This window comes from Flavobacterium enshiense, from assembly GCF_022836875.1.
Lineage (GTDB): Bacteria > Bacteroidota > Bacteroidia > Flavobacteriales > Flavobacteriaceae > Flavobacterium > Flavobacterium enshiense_A.
Genome location: NZ_CP090376.1, coordinates 940,395 through 961,135, shown reverse-complemented (window position 1 = coordinate 961,135; position 20,741 = coordinate 940,395). Strand labels below are relative to the sequence as shown.

At 38.4% G+C, this 20,741-nt stretch carries 12 protein-coding genes; 6 read left to right on the top strand and 6 right to left on the bottom strand.

Translation table 11 applies throughout. The annotated features are described in order from the left end of the window. Positions 1–11: 11 nt before the first annotated feature. The 5 genes from LZF87_RS04290 to LZF87_RS04270 all read left to right on the top strand — a co-directional run bounded on the left by LZF87_RS04290 (position 12) and on the right by LZF87_RS04270 (position 7,399). On the top strand, positions 12–362 hold the full coding sequence (locus tag LZF87_RS04290) for a hypothetical protein (protein WP_244342010.1): 351 nt from the start codon (positions 12–14) through the stop codon (positions 360–362). A gap of 59 nt (positions 363–421) precedes the next feature. Next, positions 422–2,626, top strand: a complete 2,205-nt coding sequence (locus LZF87_RS04285) for a TonB-dependent receptor (protein WP_244342009.1) — start codon at positions 422–424, stop codon at positions 2,624–2,626. A gap of 132 nt (positions 2,627–2,758) precedes the next feature. Next, a complete protein-coding gene (locus LZF87_RS04280) occupies positions 2,759–4,843 on the top strand; it encodes a prolyl oligopeptidase family serine peptidase (protein WP_244343724.1) in 2,085 nt (694 codons plus the stop codon). A gap of 730 nt (positions 4,844–5,573) precedes the next feature. Then, positions 5,574–6,557 (top strand): fasciclin domain-containing protein, encoded by a 984-nt coding sequence (locus tag LZF87_RS04275; RefSeq protein ID WP_244342008.1) that lies wholly within the window; start codon positions 5,574–5,576, stop codon positions 6,555–6,557. Between the two features lie 182 nt (positions 6,558–6,739). Continuing rightward, positions 6,740–7,399 (top strand): MarR family winged helix-turn-helix transcriptional regulator, encoded by a 660-nt coding sequence (locus tag LZF87_RS04270; RefSeq protein ID WP_244342007.1) that lies wholly within the window; start codon positions 6,740–6,742, stop codon positions 7,397–7,399. 188 nt (positions 7,400–7,587) lie between these two features. Here the strand turns inward: LZF87_RS04270 and LZF87_RS04265 are convergent, their stop codons facing one another. The 6 genes from LZF87_RS04265 to LZF87_RS04240 all read right to left on the bottom strand — a co-directional run bounded on the left by LZF87_RS04265 (position 7,588) and on the right by LZF87_RS04240 (position 17,154). Next, complete coding sequence (locus tag LZF87_RS04265) at positions 7,588–8,388, bottom strand: TIGR00266 family protein (protein WP_244342006.1); 801 nt, start codon at positions 8,386–8,388, stop codon at positions 7,588–7,590. 120 nt (positions 8,389–8,508) lie between these two features. After that, positions 8,509–9,267 carry a monofunctional biosynthetic peptidoglycan transglycosylase gene (gene mtgA / locus LZF87_RS04260; protein ID WP_244342005.1) on the bottom strand — a complete coding sequence of 253 codons (759 nt, stop codon included), beginning with the start codon at positions 9,265–9,267 and terminating at the stop codon, positions 8,509–8,511. Between the two features lie 19 nt (positions 9,268–9,286). Next, positions 9,287–14,080, bottom strand: a complete 4,794-nt coding sequence (locus LZF87_RS04255; protein ID WP_244342004.1) for a T9SS-dependent choice-of-anchor J family protein — start codon at positions 14,078–14,080, stop codon at positions 9,287–9,289. Between the two features lie 14 nt (positions 14,081–14,094). Further along, on the bottom strand, positions 14,095–15,207 hold the full coding sequence (locus tag LZF87_RS04250) for an NAD(P)/FAD-dependent oxidoreductase (RefSeq protein WP_244342003.1): 1,113 nt from the start codon (positions 15,205–15,207) through the stop codon (positions 14,095–14,097). A 5-nt stretch (positions 15,208–15,212) separates the two neighbouring features. Continuing rightward, the gene (locus LZF87_RS04245; RefSeq protein WP_244342002.1) at positions 15,213–15,899 is read right to left on the bottom strand and encodes a DedA family protein; all 687 of its coding nucleotides are present in this window, start codon (positions 15,897–15,899) and stop codon (positions 15,213–15,215) included. A 19-nt stretch (positions 15,900–15,918) separates the two neighbouring features. After that, positions 15,919–17,154 (bottom strand): dicarboxylate/amino acid:cation symporter, encoded by a 1,236-nt coding sequence (locus tag LZF87_RS04240; protein ID WP_244342001.1) that lies wholly within the window; start codon positions 17,152–17,154, stop codon positions 15,919–15,921. 343 nt (positions 17,155–17,497) lie between these two features. On the opposite strand from LZF87_RS04240, the gene LZF87_RS04235 reads away from it, so the two are divergent. Continuing rightward, positions 17,498–20,710, top strand: coding sequence for a reprolysin-like metallopeptidase (locus tag LZF87_RS04235; protein WP_244342000.1), 3,213 nt, complete (start codon positions 17,498–17,500; stop codon positions 20,708–20,710). The last annotated feature ends 31 nt before the right edge of the window (positions 20,711–20,741 follow it).

Below are 20,741 nucleotides of genomic sequence, written 5' to 3'. Positions count from 1 at the left end.
ATTTGTGGTGAATGAATAAGAAACTGCAACATTTCAGCCTTTCTTTACTGATCGCATTATTGTTCGCAATACTGTTTCAATCAGTGCATTCCTATGAGCATTTGGCAAAGCAGTTTACAGAAGAACATTGCGACCACAAATACAACAGCTCTAAAACCGAATTCTCACACAGCCATCACAAATTTGAAGATTGTTTTACCTGTGAGTTTTCCTTCAGCAATTACATTCCGATTCAGTTTTTCGATTTCGATTTTATAAGAATTACAGAAACGAAAAACCCGCCTTTTTCTATTTCCGAAACCCCCATTGTCTTTTCAGGTAGCCTGAAACCGCTCCGGGGCCCTCCCTGTTTTATTGGATAATTAGTTTTTTGTCGAAAATCTCGGCACAATTTCTTATACAATAATTCAATCAAAAACATATGAAATCCTTTTTTACAGCCCTTTTACTGGGGTTTTCAGTCATTGCTATCGGACAGAACACACTCTCCGGAACCATTTCAGACCATAACAGTAAAGCCATTGAAAGCGTTACAGTTTCCATTCCGGAACTACACAAAGAAACTGTTTCCGACAGTATCGGAAGATACATTTTTAACGATTTACCCAAGGGAAATTTCAACATTTCTTTTTCGTCCATTGGCTATGCTAATAAAAACGTCGTGGTGACAATTAATGAGAAAGAAACTCTTTTAAACGTTATGCTGGAGGAAACATCAACCCACATGGACGAGATGATTGTTTCCACAGTATTTAACAAAGTACAGTCGCAAAACGTAATGAAAGTCGAACATCAGTCGGTTAAACAATTACAACAGAAAGGTGCGACCACTTTAGTCGAAGGTTTGGCAACCATTCCCGGAGTTTCTCAGATATCCACTGGAACTTCCATCGGAAAACCGGTAATCAGGGGTTTAAGCGGTAATCGTGTTTTGGTTTATTCACAAGGGATTCGCATGGAAAACCAGCAGTTCGGCGAAGAACACGGTTTAGGAATGAGTGATGCCGGCGTGGAAAGTGTTGAAGTCATTAAAGGCCCTGCTTCCCTGCTTTATGGTTCCGATGCCTTAGGTGGCGTATTGTATTTTAATCCAGAGAAATTTGCCAAAACCAATTCGTCCTCGGGAAATTTCAATCAGAAGCTGTTTTCCAACACCCAGGGAAGCAACACTACTTTAGGCCTGAAAACTTCTTCAGACAATTGGAAATTCCTCACCAGAGCAAGTTATTCCACACATGCCGATTATGAAATTCCGTCGGGCGAAAAAGTAACCAATACCCGTTTTATCGAAAAGGATTATAAAATCGGATTGGGGTATTCCAACATCCATTACAATTCGGAATTCCGATACAACTACAACAATTTAAACATCGGTTTACCCGAAGAAGACATTACACCGGAACATTTCCGAACGCCTTTGTATCCGAAACAGGACATCGGCAATCATATGCTAAGTCTGCACCAGAAATTTTTCCTAAAAAAAACGAAACTGGAAGCTGATTTGGGATACACCTACAACAACCGAAAGGAACTAGAAGCCGCCGATGAAACCGCGCTGTACATGAAACTGAAAACGGCAAGCTATAATGTAAAATTCTATCTGCCGAAATTCGGGAATCTGGAAACAATAGTAGGCGTTCAGGGACTTCATCAGATAAATGAAAACAATGGCGAAGAATTACTGATTCCAGATGCAACTACCAATGATATAGGTGTATTGCTCACTTCCAATTACGAATGGAAATCGCATACTTTACAGGCCGGAATCCGCTATGACAGCCGAAAGATCGATTCGGAAACCCACGGAACATTTGGTGAAGAAGGTTATTTTGAAGCCGTAAACAAAAACTTCGAGAGTTTTAATGCTTCATTGGGCTACAAAACAAAATTGCTTGAGAATCTAAACCTACGCGCCAATTTGGCTACCGGATTCCGTGCTCCCAATTTAGCGGAGCTGACGTCCAATGGTGTTCATGAGGGAAGTAACCGCTATGAAATCGGGAATCCGAATCTAAAAAACGAACAGAACCTGCAAGCCGATTTGAATTTGGAATATGGAAATGCCCATTTTGAGTTTTTTGCGAATGGTTTTTATAATCACATCAACGATTATATTTTTCTTTCTCCGACCGGAACTCAGATAGATGGTAACGATGTCTATGATTACGTTCAGGAAAACTCAAAATTATATGGCGGGGAAATCGGTATTCACTATCACCCACACCCGTTAGACTGGCTGCACTTAGTTAGCAGTTTTGAAAGCGTGACCGGCAAACAGGAAAACGGCGACTATTTACCCCTTATCCCGGCAAACAAAATGTCAAACACCATTCGTGGCGAATTTGACATTCAAAATTGGTTCAAAAACGGCTATGCTTTGTTCAACATCGATTATTTTCTGAAACAAAATAATATCAGTCCGTTTGAAACAGAAACAGGTGATTATGCGTTGTTAAACCTTGGATTTGGAGGAAACATCAACATCGGAAAAAACAAATTTGACCTTTCTCTGAACGCCAACAACCTGCTGGATAAAAAGTACATTTCCCATCTATCACGCCTAAAAACGGACGGAATTCCAAACATCGGAAGAAATATTATTTTGGGAATAAATTTTAACTTTTAATCAATCTTTAACGCTTAAGGTTTTCAAAAAGTAAGAATCTGCAAACAAAGTTTGACTATATTTGCGAAAACCAAAAACAAACAACGCATGAAAAACATAGTAACCGCAACTGCCGTAATCTGTAGTTTAACCATGAATGCACAAGCTCCCAAAGCCACCGGAGAGATCAAATATCCCGAAACAAAAAAAATTGAACACACCGATACGTATTTCGGTACAAAAGTAAACGATCCATACCGCTGGCTTGAAGACGACCGATCGGTAGAAACCGGCGCCTGGGTAAAAGCGCAAAACAACCTTGCATACGATTATTTAAAGCGAATTCCATATCGCGATGCCGTAAAGGCCCGCATGGAAAAATTGTGGAATTACGAAAAAATTTCCGCTCCTTTCAAAGAAGGCAAGTACACCTATTATTATAAAAACAACGGCTTGCAAAATCAGTCGGTTTTATACAGAAAAGACACTAAGGGTAAAGAAGAAATCTTTTTAGACCCGAATACTTTTTCCAAAGACGGAACGACCTCATTAGGAGGACTGGATTTCTCCAAAGACGGTTCGAAAGTGGCTTATGCGATTTCTGAAGGTGGAAGCGACTGGCGTAAAGTAATCATCATGGATGCTATTTCCCGAAAAGTTTTGGAAGATACGATTGTTGATGTAAAATTCAGCGGTGTTTCGTGGAAAGGCAACGAAGGCTTCTATTACTCGAGTTATGACAAACCAAAAGGAAGCGAACTTTCGGCAAAAACCGATCAGCATAAATTGTATTACCACAAATTGGGAACCGCTCAAAAAGAAGATAAAGTCATTTTCGGCTTGGACCAAAAAAGAAGATATGTTGGTGGAAGTGTAACGGAAGACGACCGATATTTGGTGATTACAGCAGCGAATTCAACCTACGGAAACGAATTGTACATTAAAGACCTGACTAAAGAAAACAGTCAGATCATTACCATACTTGACAATTTCAACACGTCTAGCTACATTATTGAAAACGAAGGAAGCAAATTGTTCATCGCGACCGATTACAAAGCGCCGAACAAAAAAATCGTTACTGCTGATATCAGCAATCCAAAACCTGAAAACTGGAAAGATTTCATTGCAGAAACCGAAAACGTATTGACACCTTCAACAGGCAGTGGTTATTTCTTTGCCAATTATATGAAAGATGCCGTTTCTATGGTAAAACAATACGATTACAACGGAAAACTGGTTCGCGAGATTACCTTACCGGGTCTTGGGACAGCAGGCGGTTTTGGTGGCAAAAAAGAAGAGAAAACGTTGTATTATTCGTTTACCAATTACATTACACCGGGAACCATCTACTCATTTGAACCAAAAGCAGGTAATTCTTCTGTATATGAAAAACCGAAAGTGGATTTCAAAGGAGAGAATTACGTTTCCAAACAGATTTTTTATACTTCCAAAGACGGAACGAAAATCCCGATGATTATTACCTACAAAAAAGACTTGAAACTGGACGGTAAAAATCCGACCATGTTGTATGGTTACGGAGGATTTAACGTAAGTCTGACTCCATCTTTCAGCATTGCTAATGTTGTTTGGATGGAAAACGGCGGAATTTTAGCGGTTCCAAACTTACGAGGCGGTGGTGAATATGGTAAAAAATGGCACGATGCCGGCACGAAAATGCAGAAACAAAATGTATTTGACGATTTTATTGCAGCGGCAGAGTACCTAATTAAAGAGAAATACACTTCTTCTGACCATTTAGCAATAAAAGGAGGTTCTAATGGCGGATTGCTTGTTGGTGCAACAATGACGCAACGCCCTGACTTGATGAAAGTGGCTTTACCGATTGTAGGCGTTTTGGACATGCTTCGTTACCACACCTTTACCGCAGGAGCAGGTTGGGCTTACGATTACGGAACTTCGGAAGAATCAAAAGAAATGTTTGAGTACATCAAAGCGTATTCTCCAGTTCACAATGTTAAGAAAGGAACGCAATATCCGGCGACTATGGTTATGACCGGTGATCATGATGACCGCGTGGTTCCGGCGCACAGTTTTAAATTTGCAGCCGAATTGCAGGACAAACAGACCGGAAACAATCCTACATTAATCCGTATCGATATTAATGCTGGTCACGGTGCCGGAAAATCGGTAGCCGCTACGATTCAGGAAAACGTGGACATGCAGGTATTTACATTATACAATATGGGAATTATGACATTGCCAAACGGCAAAATGTAATTCCAAAACAGATTCAATAAAAAAAGCGTTCAATTTCTGAACGCTTTTTTTATTGTATGCAACTGCTAGAATCCTTTGTCTCCTCTGCGCAAAGTCAAGAGACGCTGCAGAGCGTAGGACTCTCGCTAAAACAAAAAGTATTTAGCAATTATTACCTTATTTATCTTTACCTACATATTCATTATAGATGCTATACTTGTACTATACTAGTGCTATATCAGTGCTATATCTATTACTTACGCCTTTAGAAAAACGTAACTATAGGTAAATTAAAAGGAATACTGCAATTGACCGGGAACTTTGGCAGGGACTTTTTTTCGAGTCCCGACAACGTGGATTTACTTGGCCAGTTCGGGTACAACCTTCGGGTGTAATCTGCGCTAATAAAGAGCAACAATTGGTGATCGTAAGGCTCCCTATGTTGCTTAATAAATTCTTTAGATTTGTTTTAATACGATACATTCATTCTATGGATTGTAAATCCTTGTAAGCTAATAAATATGAAAATAATGACCATACTATTTAAAAATTCATAAGGTTTAGATTCTGTGCACGAGCGGGCCCCTCTCACTAGTGGCGAACTTTAATTGGTAAAAAGCAACTAGCTCATGTCAGACACAATGACTATACACTTGATTTACAATATGTTGAAAAATAAAAAAAGTTCACAAAAGCACTTATTTAAAAAAAAATAGTATATTTGTATACTATTTAACTAAAAAACCATATTATGAAAACGTTATCAAAATTTTTCGGTATTGCCGTATTGGCATTTGTATCGTTCTCTTGTGAAGATGACGATAATATCACTAAAGCACCTGAGCAAACTATTGCTGAAATTGCGGTACAAAATCCTAATCTGAGTATTTTGGTACAAGCTTTAGAAAAAGTAGATCTGGTTAGTACTTTTAACAGTCCGGGAGACTACACTGTTTTTGCGCCTACAAATGATAAATTTCAAGCCTTTTTAAGTGCTAATGGTTTTGCAAATTTAGATGCTGTTCCAAATGAAATATTGGCAGAAGTATTAAAAAACCATGTTTTGACCGGGTCTTTCACTAGTTCAGAACTTGAAACAGGGTATGTAAAAACACTTGCCAAAGGAAATGCCAGTTCTAGCAATACCTTGAGTATGTACATCGATTTAACTTCTGGAGTAAAATTAAATGGCGGAGCAGATAATGGTGGCGCTTCAGTCGTATTGAGCAGCGCTAATATTAAGGCTTCAAACGGAGTTATTCACGTAATTGATAATGTTATTGACTTACCAACAATTGTGAATCATGCAGTTGCCAATCCAAATTTTACAAATCTAGTAGCAGCACTTACCCGTCCCGATGTAACGGATCAAAATTTTACAGGTGTTCTTAATGGAACTGCTGGCTCTCCTTTTACCGTATTTGCGCCGACAAACGAGGCTTTTACCTCTCTGTTAGAGGAATTGGGATTAAGTTCATTGACTGCTGTTCCTAAAAATGTATTGGAAGAAACACTAAAATACCACGTGGTTACAGGAGCCAATGTACTATCGTCACAGTTAACGAATAATCAAATTGTATCAACACTACAGGGACAAAGCTTCACCATAGGACTGGCCGGAGGAGCAAAAATCACTGATGCCCAAAATCGCGTCAGCAACATTATTGCTACAGATGTTCAATGTACTAATGGTGTAATTCACGTGATAGACAAAGTAATACTGCCAACATTCTAAACACTGGTATCTTCAAAAAATGGCATTATTAAAATTTACATGCAAAACTTAGAATTAGGCTCCGCGTTTACCGGCGGAGCATTTTAAATTAAAAGGAACTGAAAGCTCCCTTTATTTAATGTTAAATATAGTATAATACACTCTACTTTAGTGTAAAAGTACTTGTTACATAAAACAGCAAAATGAACTATACATTATTAAAAGATTTCATCAATCTTTTGCAGGATTTTGAATCTGCTGCATCCGCCAACAACTATGAAAAGGACTTAACCGGATTTAAGAACTGGATTTATGCTGAGATGAAAAGTAAAGAGCATTTAACCGAACCCAATTGGGAAGGCAAAGAAAAGGGACGAAGTCCAGAAAGCGTCATTAACACCTTGATTGTTCATATGAACAGATATGCTAAGAGTTATTCCAGGTCTGCCATCTACGGTTCAGACTTTTCTTCTCAGGAAGATTTTATATATCTCATAAATCTTAAAGCCTTTGGTGAAATGACTAAAATGGACTTGATAAAAAAGAATGTCCACGAAAAGCCTGCCGGTATGCAAATTATCAATCGGTTAATTGCACAAGGTTGGGTAAATCAAACAGCTTCTGAAATTGATAAGAGAAGTAAGGTTTTAAAAATCAGCAAAAAAGGCCTTAAAGCTTTAGAAAGTCAAATGGGAAAGATCAGAGAAGCAACTCAAATTGTTACAGGAGATTTAACACATAATGAGAAGATGGATTTAATCAGATTACTAAGCAAACTCAATGATTTTCATCAACCGATTTATAACAAAAACATCGAACCCGAACATTTATTGAATGAATTTTTAAATGATAAAAAGCGATGAAAAAATTATCCCTGCTCCCGCTCGAAATGAAATTCAGCGACGCTAATCCTTTCGCGCGGTTTTATAGTCTAAAATTCTGAAAACACCAGTTAGCGCGGATTCGCGATCTGTGCCAATAAAGTACCTGCAAACAAAAAAGAGGCTGACTCAAAACTGATACAGCCTCTTTTCTTTATTATACATAACTCTTAGAATCGGTTGTCTCCGTCGATCATTCGTCCTAATCCGCCAAGCAAACTGCCTTCTTCCCTTCCGCTTCCTCCAGCTTTTGGAGCCGCTGCGATGATTCGATCGGCCAATCTACTGAAAGGTAACGATTGAATGTAAACGATTCCTGGTCCGCGAAGTGTCGCATAGAACAGTCCTTCCCCACCGAAAATCGAATTTTTGATTCCGCCAACAAATTCGATGTCATAATCGACATCTTTGGTGAATCCTACGATACACCCCGTATCAACTTTCAGAACTTCGCCCGGCTGTAATTCCTTACGCGCCAGAGTTCCGCCCGAATGCACGAACGCCATCCCGTCGCCTTCGATTTTCTGCATAATAAAGCCTTCTCCGCCGAATAATCCGCGGCCTAATTTCTGAGAGAATTCAATCCCAACAGAAACCCCTTTTGCAGCACAAAGAAATGAATCTTTCTGGCAAATGAATTTCCCTTGGTATTCTGTTAAATCGATAGGAACAATTTTTCCCGGATAAGGTGATGCAAACGACACTTTTCGTTTTCCTGCATCATTATTTATATAAGCTGTCATGAACAGACTTTCTCCAGTTAAAACGCGTTTTCCGGCGGTCATCAATTTACCTAAAAAACCTTGTTGCTCTCCGGAACCGTCTCCAAAAATCGTTTCCATTTTGATCCCGTTATCCATCATCATGAAACTGCCCGCCTCGGCAATAACCACTTCCTGAGGATCCAATTCGATTTCTACATATTGCATTTCTTCACCATAAATATGGTAATCTATTTCGTGTGATGTCATTTTATTTATTTTTTGATTAATGACAATTAGACGTATTGCTTTAAAAAATGTTACTGAAAATAAAAAAAGTGCTTCCTCATGGAAACACTTTTTTCTTGTATTTATCTAATAAATTCGAACTTACTTCCCGGAGTCATAATCTATCTTTCCGATATGACGCATGACGCGAACAATCTTATCCTTTCTTCTGTTAGTATATGACGAAGAATTAGACGCCTTAAATTTTCTTGGATTGGGAAGGATGGCAGCTATTCCTGCAGCTTGATATTTCGTTAAACTTTTTGCATCTTTTGAGTACCAATGTTCGCAGGCCGCTTGAGCGCCATACACGCCATCACCCATTTCGATACTGTTTAGGTAGACTTCCATGATACGTTCTTTGCCCCAAATCAATTCAATCATCACGGTAAAATAGGCTTCCAAACCTTTACGCAGATAACTTCGGCCCTGCCATAAAAAGACATTTTTAGCCGTCTGTTGGGATATTGTACTCCCACCTTTTAATTTTTTTCCTCTTTGATTGCTTTCGTATGCATTGGCCAAGGCTTTAAAATCGAAACCATTGTGTCTTAAGAAATTACCGTCTTCACTGGCAATGACGGCTTTTTGAAGATTTGTCGAAATATCTTCCAACGGCACCCAATCATGGCTGCAGGTCATTTCTTTTCCGGCTTCTTTTTGCTCCAATGCACGAGTTATCATTAAAGGTGTAAAGGGTACCGGAACGAATTTGAAAATAATAACCGATAGGATAGACAACCCGAAAAGCCATAAAAAAAGCTTCAGGAAAAATACAGCTATCCTTCTTCTCAAACTGCGTTTTTCGGTTTTGGGTTTTGCTTTAGCCGGTTGTTTTTTTACAGGTTTTTTGGCAGCCATATCTCTCTTTATACTAATTCTAATTTTTCACAATTTTAATAATTGCACTTTTATTATCACTTGTTACCCTGACAAAATAAACACTAACAGGGTAATTGGACAAATCTAATTTAACTTCAGTCTGATTTGGCTTATTAGAAAACAAAACTTGTCCAGCTATATTTATAATTTCAATTTTTGAAAGTATTTCACTGTTAGAAACTGTAATATGGTTTTTTGTTGGATTCGGATAGACTTTCAAATTACTCCATACAACTTCTTCACTAGAAAGCAGCGATGAAGGTGAAAAGACAATATTATCTAAAAAGGCCTTATCGCCTATAGTCCCGCCTGCAGATTTTCCGATGTGTTGAAGTGAAATTCTTAAATCACTGCCAAGGTATGGCGTTAAATCATATTCATAAGTTACAAAAGCATCCTGATTAGAAGTAGTCGGTCGAATTGTTTCCAGTACGTTCCCATTTACCAAAACCCTGAACATCGACTCATTATTGCTATTGATAAAGGTTTGCTTTAAATTAAATCGCAGATATAAGTTCCCTGAAACAGAACCCGAAGCCACTTTCATATTTACTTTCGTAATATTATTTACATTATTCTTCCAAACATCACCAATTGTAATTTCATTGTTCTTCAAAACATCACCCTTTGCCATCCATGCTGATGAATCGGTGGAACCATTCATTATTAAAAGCTTATTTGTTGAATTACCAGGTTCCCCCGAATTAAGGACCTTGCTCTGTAAAGTACTTTCAAGAATCAGCTTACTACTTACGCCCGATTGAAAATCAAATACCTCACTAGATTCTGTTATAAGATTCTCATAACCTTCTTCAAGTTGAAATTTATCAGCAATCATGTTAATGGAACTGCTTCCCATAAAATTAACCAGATAACTGTAATCACCTGATTCAACTGGTGTAAAATAGAAATTAAGCTGGTTATAGTTATATTCCGAGAGACTTCCAATGGTTTGAAGATTTGCCTCCATGTAATGTTCTTCCTGACCTCTACCTGCGGTAGCATAAATGGCCCCTGGGCCATACTGGTAAGAACATCTTGCAAAAAGACTGAATTTATATGTTGTCCCTGCAACCAGATTAAACATCGGAGTATGAATTTTAGTAGAAAAATTATTGATAAAATGAAGATATGTGCTGTCTCCAGAACCATTTATTATGTGATCATAATTATAACCACTAACAGTTTGCGGAGCATTTTTAGCCGAAAAATTACCATATAACATTTTAAAACAGTCAGGCAACAAATTGTTTCCGTAAGTGGACATATTACTAAAGTTTTCCACCCAAGGCAATGCATAAATATTACAGGTAGTAGTTATCTTCTTAGGCCCTACGATTATAGACTCTCCTGAACCACATAATGTCTTAAAATAAAAGTCGTAAGCGGTATTCTGAGAAAGTCCCTCGACTAAACTTTGATTCGTTGTACTGTAAGCCACAAGACCTGTCCCTGGTAAAAAACCTGTCGGACCATACTCAATTTTTACATTTTCGCCATTAGTGTTATTCCATTTCAATAAGACAGAATCATTGGATAAATTTAAAAATTCGATATTAACCGGCTCCATACAATTCTGTCGGCTCAGGTATTTGAAATCGTCAAAATAAACAGCCTTGGAATCGCCGTCACTGCTAACCAATTTGAAAGCAATGTATTTACCATTACCTGTATAGTTTGTAAAATCAATATTTACTTCTTTTCCGTATGGCGGTACATTATCGAAATAAATATTCTGATAATTTACAAATGTGTTTAAATCTAAAGGATTCGATAAAACACCAACCGATACATATTCACCACTTTTAACATTCCATGACTTTGCCCAAAATTTAATTCTCTTCGTATTGTCAAAATCACTTAAAAAAGGAGATATAAAATACGCCGTGCTCGCAACAGTATTGGAAGAAACGTTATAGCAGTATAATTGTGCAGAATTAGGTGAACTGCTAAAGTTATTAAAAGAATATTGCTTAACTCCACTGTAAGTCGATATCTGGTTAGGACTGGTACTACTCTCATAAACCGTCCAACAAAAACCTGGTATTAGATAAGCATTAGTGGGTGTATACTGATCGAATTTTTCTTCGAATGGAGCACTTACCATACATGAAATTTTAAAACTGTAAAGATTACTCCAGTTTACCACGTTTGAATCACAGATGTTTCTTACTCTAAACTGATATTTTGTATTGGGAGTCAGATTCGTAATGGTTAACGGAAGACTTGTTACAGTAACAACGGTACCTGTTCCCGGAGTAAAACCATATTCCCCGTATTCAACCTCACAATGAACCGGATTATTATTATTGATGTTCCAATTTAAAGCCACACGATCTGAACCGGACTGTAATGCAGATAAATTAGTTGGTTTTGCACAATTATGATTCTCGTACGCAAAATCATCGAGATAAACAATATAATTATCTCCATCATAGGTAAAAATTCGTATCCCTATAAACTTATTACTGCCATAGTATCCTGAGAAGTCAACTTCATACTTTTTCCAGGCATCCAACTGAAAGCCGGTCGTTATATCTTCAAAAGGCACAAAAGTTTGGTAATCTTCAGGATTACTAAGTGTCCCAACCTGAATATTTGTAAGCTTATTGTAAACACTTGATGGGACGTATGCCCAAAAAGAAATCTTCCTTTCATTGTTTAAATCAATAAGACGTGGTGGTACTAAAATGGTCTTCTCATTTTCATAATTATCCGGACTGCTGTTTGATGACATAATACTAATCATCTTGGTCCCGGAATGAGGAGTTGTCGGCGTGGAACCATATGGCGATGTATAATAAATAAAAGCATCTGGACTGTAAAAATTATTCCTAATTTTAGGTGTAATTCTTGCCCAACAGTTGGAGTCAAAATTCCCATTCTCAAAATCATGGGTATAACCAGCAGTAACTCCTTCGCATTTCGTTTTGAAAACACCACGGTCAGACCAATTGCTGAATCCGGCACCGCATTGGCTTCGAACATAAAATTCGTAATTCGTAAAAGGCAAGAGGTTTGTAAGTGTAGCTGTTGTTATCGAAGCATTTACAGTTACTCCGGTTCCTAATGTAAAGCCGGCAGGACCGTATTCTATTTGCCAGCTTCCATTGGAAGGCGTGTTATTATTTTCCCAACTCAATATCGCTGAGTCATAAGTCGATTTGACCATCTTAAGATTTACCGGCTCTTTACAGGACGGTATTACTTCGTAAGTAAAATCGTCAATATGAAAGGTGCTTCCGTCAGCAATATTGTTTTGCTTAATGGCAATATAGTGATGATTAATATTATTGTCGTAATTATCCAAATATACAATATGTTCTTTCCAAAAATCATTCACTTCAAAACCATTGATTTCATTCATTTCCAATGGTGAAATGGTCTTCAGGGGTACAAATGTGGTCTCGTCTGAAGGGTTTGACATTGTTCCTACAATTAATGAACTTGTAATATAATTGTAATTTCCTTTCGCTACCATGAAGAATTTCACCCTCTTATCGTTAGCAAGATCAGTTATATAAGGTGTTATCAGGTATGATTTATTTGCTGCTGAAACAGATGAATTGATCATCTGAATATACTTGCTTCCTGTTCTGGGTACTATACTAGTATTACCGCCAATAGGGGCCTGATAAACATTCGCACCAACTTCTATTCTGGACCAACAAGGATTGAAATAATTTTTCTCCAAAAAAGATGTCTGGTATCCCGCAGCGATTGTAGAACAAGAGGTTGTAAAAGATTGTGTCGGAGTCCAATTCGAGTACAGTCCTTCCGCACAATTAGCTCTTAGCCTTACCTGATAGGTAGTGTTCCCTGTTAAATTCTGAAGCTGGTAATCAACATTAGTACCAATCATCATAGTTTCCGTAATGCCGTAGGTCACGTTCTTAAGTTCCAGTTCCCAACTATTTTGAGCGGAATCCGCTGTAAAGTTAATTTTTGCAGTACTTTCCGTCACATCTGAAACTGCCAAATTGGTATTGTCAAAACAGTTCACTGACTGCTGATAACTGAAGTCATCAAAAAAAACTCTACCATAATTTCCCGAACTCTTAATGGCAATATATTTATCCTGTCCATTATAATTGTTTAGAAAAACCTTAATTTCCTTAAATCCCAATCCTGAAAGAGTAACCGTTTTTAACGGATGAAAAGTTGAAGAATCGTAAGGATCTGCAATGGTACCTAAAACAATAGAGCTATTCGATTGATCGGCCATAGCGTAAATCGAAAACTTCTTGTCTGTTGCTAAATCCGGAATTTTAGGAGAAACCAACATAGTACCATAACTAGAACCCCAACCCATAAACATGGACATTCCAGAAACACCATTATAGTAAGAGGTTGCTGGCTCAATATTACTATTTGTATTCGAAGTAACATTTTCCAGGCGATACCCACGCCATCCATCATTTAATGCATTTGAATTAAAATCAAACGTGTAACCAACGGATTTTGAAATTGCCGCATAATCCGAATTCACCGTAATATCAGAACCCCAAGGCCCCGGCTGGCCGGTATAACCATAAAAACGGATCCTGAAATCCCAGGAAACAAAAGGGTTGAGTCTAACCAAAGACGTAGTACCGCCCTGAATTATAGCTGATTGTGTATAAGTAGAGCTTCCAGTAGGCTTATACTGATAATCCCACCATATTGCGCTGGTTCCGGTCACCTTATAATTTCCGGACATATCCAACGTAGCTAACTGTGCCTTTACGTTAGCTTGAAAACTCAGAAATACTAATACAAATAAAACTTTAAACGATAGGTACTTTTTCATCATATCACTTATTATTTTTATACTAAATCTGCTAATTCCTGCCCGACCAGACTCCCTATGGCTACGCCCATTCCTCCTAGGCGAACACCGCAACACACATTTTCAGACAATTGTTCAATAATTGGTTTTTTGTGTGAGCCTAAGCCCATAATGCCGCTCCAGCGGTGCGCAATTTTATATTCGGTATTGGGCAAAATCACTTCGGAAAGCAATTGTTCCAAACGATTTTGGATTTTTTCGGTCAGGCCGAATTCGGAAGTGGCTTCTCCTTCAAAGTCAAGGTTTCTTCCACCACCCAATAAGATTCTGTTATCTATGTTGCGGAAATAATAATAGCCGCCGTCTATATGAAAAGTTCCCTTAATATCAAGGTTAGGAATCGGTTCTGTAATCAGGACTTGGGCTCTTGCGGGACGAACCTCTCCTTTAGTTAATTTATCTGCAAAACCGTTGGTAGCAAACAACAGTTTTTTAGAAGTGAACGAAAAATCAGTAGTATTCACCTGGACCCCATTTCCCGAATCATGAAAATCCGTTACGGTCTGCCGGTTTAAAATCAGAATATTGTTTGTGGATGCTTCTTTCAGCAAAGCCTGCATCATGTTTCCGGTATCGATTTGCCCTTCGAATGGATTAAAGATCAGATACTCATGAATTCCTTTAAAATCAAAACGATCTACTTCTTTGGCAAAAACATCGGTTCTGAAAAGCGGTCTCAGGATTTCATTAATGAAAGGCAATTTCTGAAGGCATTCGGCATAAGTACTTTCATCCTCCTTCAGAAAAACTTCATAACCTCCATAAGGTTTGAAATCGATGGTGGCATCACCTAAACGTTTGCGCAACAGATTAAGTCCGTTCCAGCGTTTCTGTATCAACTGAACAACTTCCTCTTCACTGTAATTTCGTAAATCCTCTATGATTTCGGACAAACTGCCAAAGCAGGCAAAACCGGCGTTTTTAGTACTGGCTCCTTCGGGCAGTGCCCCTTTTTCAAGTATGAGAATTTTGCTATCGGGAAAGCGTTCACGAAGACGTAAGGCAGCATGAAGACCCACAATACCGCTGCCAACAACCGTATAATCAACGTTGGTAAACCAATTCTTCAGTTCCCAATAGCTAACATCCATGGTCTTTACTTTCTGACTTTCATTTTATTTTTAATTGAATTGATCACTAAAGGCGCTGTTGAAATAACAATGATTCCAATTACGATCAATTCGATATTTTTCTTAAGGTCGATAATATTACGCTCTAACAAATAAGTATAAAGATAGTGTCCGGCGAATATTAACACGAACGACCAAAGGAATGAACTAAGTATGTTATAAAACATGAATTTTTTCTTTGGCATATGAACGATTCCGGCCACAATAGGAGCAAATGTTCTTATGATAGGTAAAAATCGGGCAAAAATGATAGCTCTTCCCCCATGTTTCTCAAAAAACAAACGGGATTGGATAAGGTACTTCTTTTTAAACCAGAAATTATCTTTTTTAGAGTACAGAAAATGTCCACTTTTGGCTCCAAACCAATATCCAAATATATTACCTATAATTCCGGCAATCCCCACCAAGGTTGCTAAAACAGCTACATTGGTAAATTCGTTCTCAATATGAATCAATTCCTGCATTAGCGTTTCGCTGTAAATTCCGCTAAGGAACAACAAACTGTCGCCCGGCAAAAAGAACCCAGCAAATAAACCGGTTTCGGCAAAAACAATAAACAGAACCACATAAATTCCAATGTGATGCCCGGCTATTTCAAGGTTAATGTAAAATTCAGGATTTAATAACTGTGTCCAGTGAAAATCTTCTTTCATTTGGATATTTATTTTATAATTAATTTACACTTTTAGTTTCCCATTTATCAACCGCACTGGTTGCCAACGCATTTCCTAACACGTTAGTCATACTTCTTGCCATGTCACAGAAATGGTCAATCGGTAAAATAAGTGCAATTCCTTCCGGCGGGATACCGAACATGGCACAAGTCGCCACAACAACAATTAAGGAAGCTCTCGGCACACCGGCTACACCTTTACTTGTAAGCATTAAAACCAGCAACATCGTCAGCTGTTTGTCCAACGGCATGTCAATTCCATAAACCTGTGCAATAAAAATACTGGCGAAGGTCATGTACATCATACTTCCATCAAGGTTAAACGAATATCCTAAAGGTAATGTAAACGACACAATTCTCGGCTGACAACCGAAACGCTCCAGCTCCTCCACCATTTTAGGGAAAACCGCCTCACTACTGGTTGTGGAAAAGGCAATCAGTAGCGGACTCTTGATTCTTCTTAACAAATCCCAAAGACGATTACCAAGTATCAGATAACCCACTAAAAGCAGAAGTATCCATAAGACAATAATTCCAAAGGCAAACGCTAAAAGATAATTCGCATACAAACTGAAGATTTCAAATCCGTAGCTTGCAACCGCAGCTGCAACAGCTCCAAAAACACCCAGCGGTGCCAACCACATAATATAGGTAACCATTTTCAAAACCACATGCGAAATGCGGTCGAAAAGTTTTAAAATGGGTTTAGCTTCTTTTTTACTGAACGAAGATAATGCAATACCGAAAAAGATAGAGAAGATTACAATCTGCAGGATTTCATTGGTGGCAAAAGACTCAAATACACTCTTCGGAACAACGTGTTTAACGAACTCCTCTAATGAAAAGGATTGTGTTTTTTCCAATAACTCGGAAGCCGAAGAAGCATCATCCATCTTAATATTGGTTCCTTTTCCTGGCGCTAAGGTATTTACCAGCACCATTCCCAACAAAAGCGAAATCAATGAAGCTGAAATGAACCATCCCATTGCTTTGGCTCCTACACGGCCAACCATTTTCATATCTCCCATTTTGGCAATTCCTACTACTAAAGTTGTAAAAACCAACGGCGCGATAATCATTTGAACCATTCGGATGAACACAGTTCCTAATAATTTAATATTTTTTGAAAAAACTTCCTTGGAGTCAATAAACTGGTAGTGAACAATCCCTCCCAAAATAACACCAAGAATTAGTGCGATAATAATCGCTATAAAGAGTTTGTTATTGCTTTTCACTTCGAAACAAATTTTAGTCCGTGAAAATAGTCATATTTTTTGAAACAGCCTTTCCTTTCTGTAATAAAAACCATATTGTACGCTAAATCTTTAGGAAACAAAGAATTATGAAATACATAATTTTTCACTCTCAAAAGGCTTTTCAAATACATATTTCACAATGAAAAAATATTTTCACCATGCATTTTTTTACCAAATCGATACTTTTTTACCTTCAATTTTGTGTAATTTCTGGCTTAAAACATAAAAAATGTTAAATTTATTTGCTTAATTAATAAAAATGTTAAATATATTTACGTCGAAAATTTGAAAAACAAATACCAACAAAAACCCAAAAAAAATTATGAAGTACAGACTACTCTCTATTGCTTTACTGGCATTTACGAGTTCCTCTTTCGCTCAAAGCGGAGGATCTTACTGGAAGCCTTCTTCAAAAAAAGGTAACGTTGTTACCACACAAAGAGGCGCTACCTTACCTACTAAAAATCTGTTTGATTTAGATATCAACGGATTAAAATCGGTTTTACTTAATTCACCTAAAAGAGGAATTAATGCTGAAAGATCGGCTGTAATTGTATCATTTCCTAATGCCGAAGGCCAAATGGAGCGCTTCCGCATCCTGGAAGCTTCCAACATGGAACCAGAACTGGCAGAACGTTACCCTGAAATTAAATCCTATGTTGGACAAGGACTTGACAACCCTTCTTCAACTATCCACTTCAGTATTTCTCCGCTTGGTTTACAAACAATGCAGATTAATGCAGACCAATCGGCAATATTTATCGAACCATATTCACAGGATTTGAATACCTACAGTGTTTTCAAAAAAGCAGATAAATTAAGATCACTTTCTCATTTTGAATGTAAGGTAATTGACGATGCAACAACTGCCGTTAGCAATTCGGGTGAAACATTACGACCAAATGCCGACGATGCTACCTTACGAAATTTCCGCTTAGCCATGTCGGTAACAGGTGAATATACCGCTTATTTCGGCGGGACAAAAGCATTAGCATTAGCAGCCATCAACAATACGATGACACGTGTAAACGGTGTTTTCGAAAAAGACTTTGGGGTTCACATGAATTTGATTGCTAATACTGATGCTGTAATTTACACAAGCGCATCTACTGACCCGTATTCTGCTGCAAGTTCAATGTCTAACTGGAATTCTCAGTTACAGTCGACTTTGACTTCGGTTATCGGAGAAGCAAATTATGACGTCGGACACCTTTTCGGAGCTACTGGTGGCGGTGGTAACGCCGGGTGTATCGGATGCGTTTGCGTAAATGGTCAAAAAGGAAGCGGATATACGTCTCCGGCGGATGGTATTCCTTCAGGAGATAATTTCGACATCGACTATGTAGCACACGAATTAGGACATCAATTCGGAGCCAATCACACTTTTTCAATGAACAACGAGGGTACTGGTGTAAACATGGAGCCAGGTAGCGGTTCAACCATTATGGGATACGCGGGTATCACCAGTCAGGATATCCAAGCCCATTCGGATGCGTATTTTCATGCCGTAAGTATTCAACAGGTAACTAACAACATCAAATCTAAAACCTGTCAGACCAATACCGCCACCGGAAATTCAGTACCAACAGCTAACGCGGGACTGGATTACACCATTCCGAAAAGCACACCATTCATGTTGGCAGGAACTGGTACTGACGCAAACGGCGATGCCCTTACCTATATTTGGGAACAAATGGACAACGCTACTTCCTCTCAAACTGGGGCAAGTTCAGCGGCAAGTACTACCAAAACTACAGGACCAACTTTCAGATCGTATTCACCGACCACCTCACCTACAAGATATTTCCCTATTATGTCAAGAGTTTTGGCGGGAGCAACTACTACCTCAGGATCGGAAATTACAGTAGAAGCAATACCTTCTGTAGCAAGAACATTAAATTTCAGGTTTACAGTTCGTGACAACAGAGCTGCAGGTCCGGCAAACAATAGTGATGATATGATTGTTACCGTAAACGGAACTGCAGGTCCGTTCTCAGTTAGCGCACCAAACACAGCTGTTTCATGGGTTGGCGGTTCATCACAAACGGTTACATGGAATGTTGCTGGAACAACAGCAAATGGTATTAACTGTGCCAACGTAGATATTCTAATTTCTACTGATGGCGGTTCAACTTGGTCAACTTTATTGGCAGCAACTCCTAATGATGGTTCTCAGGCCATTACAGTTCCAAACACAGCTGGTACACAAAATAGAATCATGGTAAAAGGTGCTAATCATATTTTCTTTGATGTTTCGAATACTAACTTCACTATTACTTCTGGAACATCCGATACAACTGCACCGTCAGCACCTACCAATCTAACGGCTTCAGGCACAACTGCAACAACAACAAACTTATCTTGGACTGCATCTACTGACAATGTAGGTGTAACCGGATATGATGTTTATCGTGGAACTACTTTATTAGGAACTGTTACCACTACAACTTATAATGCGGCAGGATTAACAGCAGCAACTGCTTATACTTTCTCTGTAAAAGCGAAAGATGCGGCCGGAAATATTTCTGCTACAAGCAATACAGTTAATGTAACCACATTATCAGCTTCAGACACAACAGCTCCAACTGTACCAACGAACTTAACTGCTTCGGGGACCACACAAACCGCAACCAACTTATCATGGACAGCTTCTACAGACAATGTTGGTGTAAGCGGATATGATGTTTATCGCGGAACTACTTTGTTAGGAACAGTTACTGCTACAACGTATAATGTAACAGGATTAACTCCTGCGACTGCTTATACTTTCTCTGTAATAGCAAAAGATGCAGCCGGAAATATTTCTGCAGCGAGCAACACCGTGAACGTAACGACTTTATCTACATCGATTACTTACTGTGCTTCACAAGGCAACAATACGTCGGATGAAAGAATAGGGAAAGTTGTTTTTGGCACTATCAACAATACCTCTACAGGTACTGCCGGATATGAGAACTTTACTTCTTTATCTACTAATGCTGTTCGCGGTACATCAAATACTATTACGATTACGCCGACTTGGACTTCAACAGTTTATCCTGAAGGCTATGCGGTTTGGATCGATTACAACCAGAATGGTGTTTTCACAGACGCCGGAGAATTGGTATGGAGCAAAACCGCTTCTACAACAACTCCAGTAAGCGGAACATTTACAATCCCTACTACGGCAACTTTGGGAGCAACAAGAATGAGAGTTTCATTGAAATATAATGGAGTACCAACTTCTTGCGAAACATTCACTTACGGACAAGTGGAAGATTACACTGTGAACATTACTTCTACTGTCAAAGCAACAGAAGCAAACAACACGCTAACTACCGTTAAATTATATCCTAACCCGGCAACTGATGTGTTGAACGCAACGGAAGTTTCAGAAAATGCAACTTACAAAGTTTATAATTTAATGGGACAAGCAATAGCAAATGGTAAATTCAACAATGGTTCGATTAACGTTTCAACTATCGGATCCGGAAACTATCTTTTGGAAATTTCTGATAACGGTAACGTAACCACAAAACGTTTCATTAAAAAATAATCTCCCTTTTCATTTGAGAATAAAAAAGCCC

Coding starts and splice junctions, on each gene's coding strand:
- LZF87_RS04255 (WP_244342004.1), bottom strand. CDS start 14,080: ATGATGAAAAAGTACCTATCGTTTAAAGTTTTATTTGTATTAGTATTT.
- LZF87_RS04290 (WP_244342010.1), top strand. CDS start 12: ATGAATAAGAAACTGCAACATTTCAGCCTTTCTTTACTGATCGCATTA.
- LZF87_RS04245 (WP_244342002.1), bottom strand. CDS start 15,899: ATGAAAGAAGATTTTCACTGGACACAGTTATTAAATCCTGAATTTTAC.
- LZF87_RS04250 (WP_244342003.1), bottom strand. CDS start 15,207: ATGGATGTTAGCTATTGGGAACTGAAGAATTGGTTTACCAACGTTGAT.
- LZF87_RS04265 (WP_244342006.1), bottom strand. CDS start 8,388: ATGACATCACACGAAATAGATTACCATATTTATGGTGAAGAAATGCAA.
- mtgA (WP_244342005.1), bottom strand. CDS start 9,267: ATGGCTGCCAAAAAACCTGTAAAAAAACAACCGGCTAAAGCAAAACCC.
- LZF87_RS04285 (WP_244342009.1), top strand. CDS start 422: ATGAAATCCTTTTTTACAGCCCTTTTACTGGGGTTTTCAGTCATTGCT.
- LZF87_RS04235 (WP_244342000.1), top strand. CDS start 17,498: ATGAAGTACAGACTACTCTCTATTGCTTTACTGGCATTTACGAGTTCC.
- LZF87_RS04270 (WP_244342007.1), top strand. CDS start 6,740: ATGAACTATACATTATTAAAAGATTTCATCAATCTTTTGCAGGATTTT.
- LZF87_RS04280 (WP_244343724.1), top strand. CDS start 2,759: ATGAATGCACAAGCTCCCAAAGCCACCGGAGAGATCAAATATCCCGAA.
- LZF87_RS04275 (WP_244342008.1), top strand. CDS start 5,574: ATGAAAACGTTATCAAAATTTTTCGGTATTGCCGTATTGGCATTTGTA.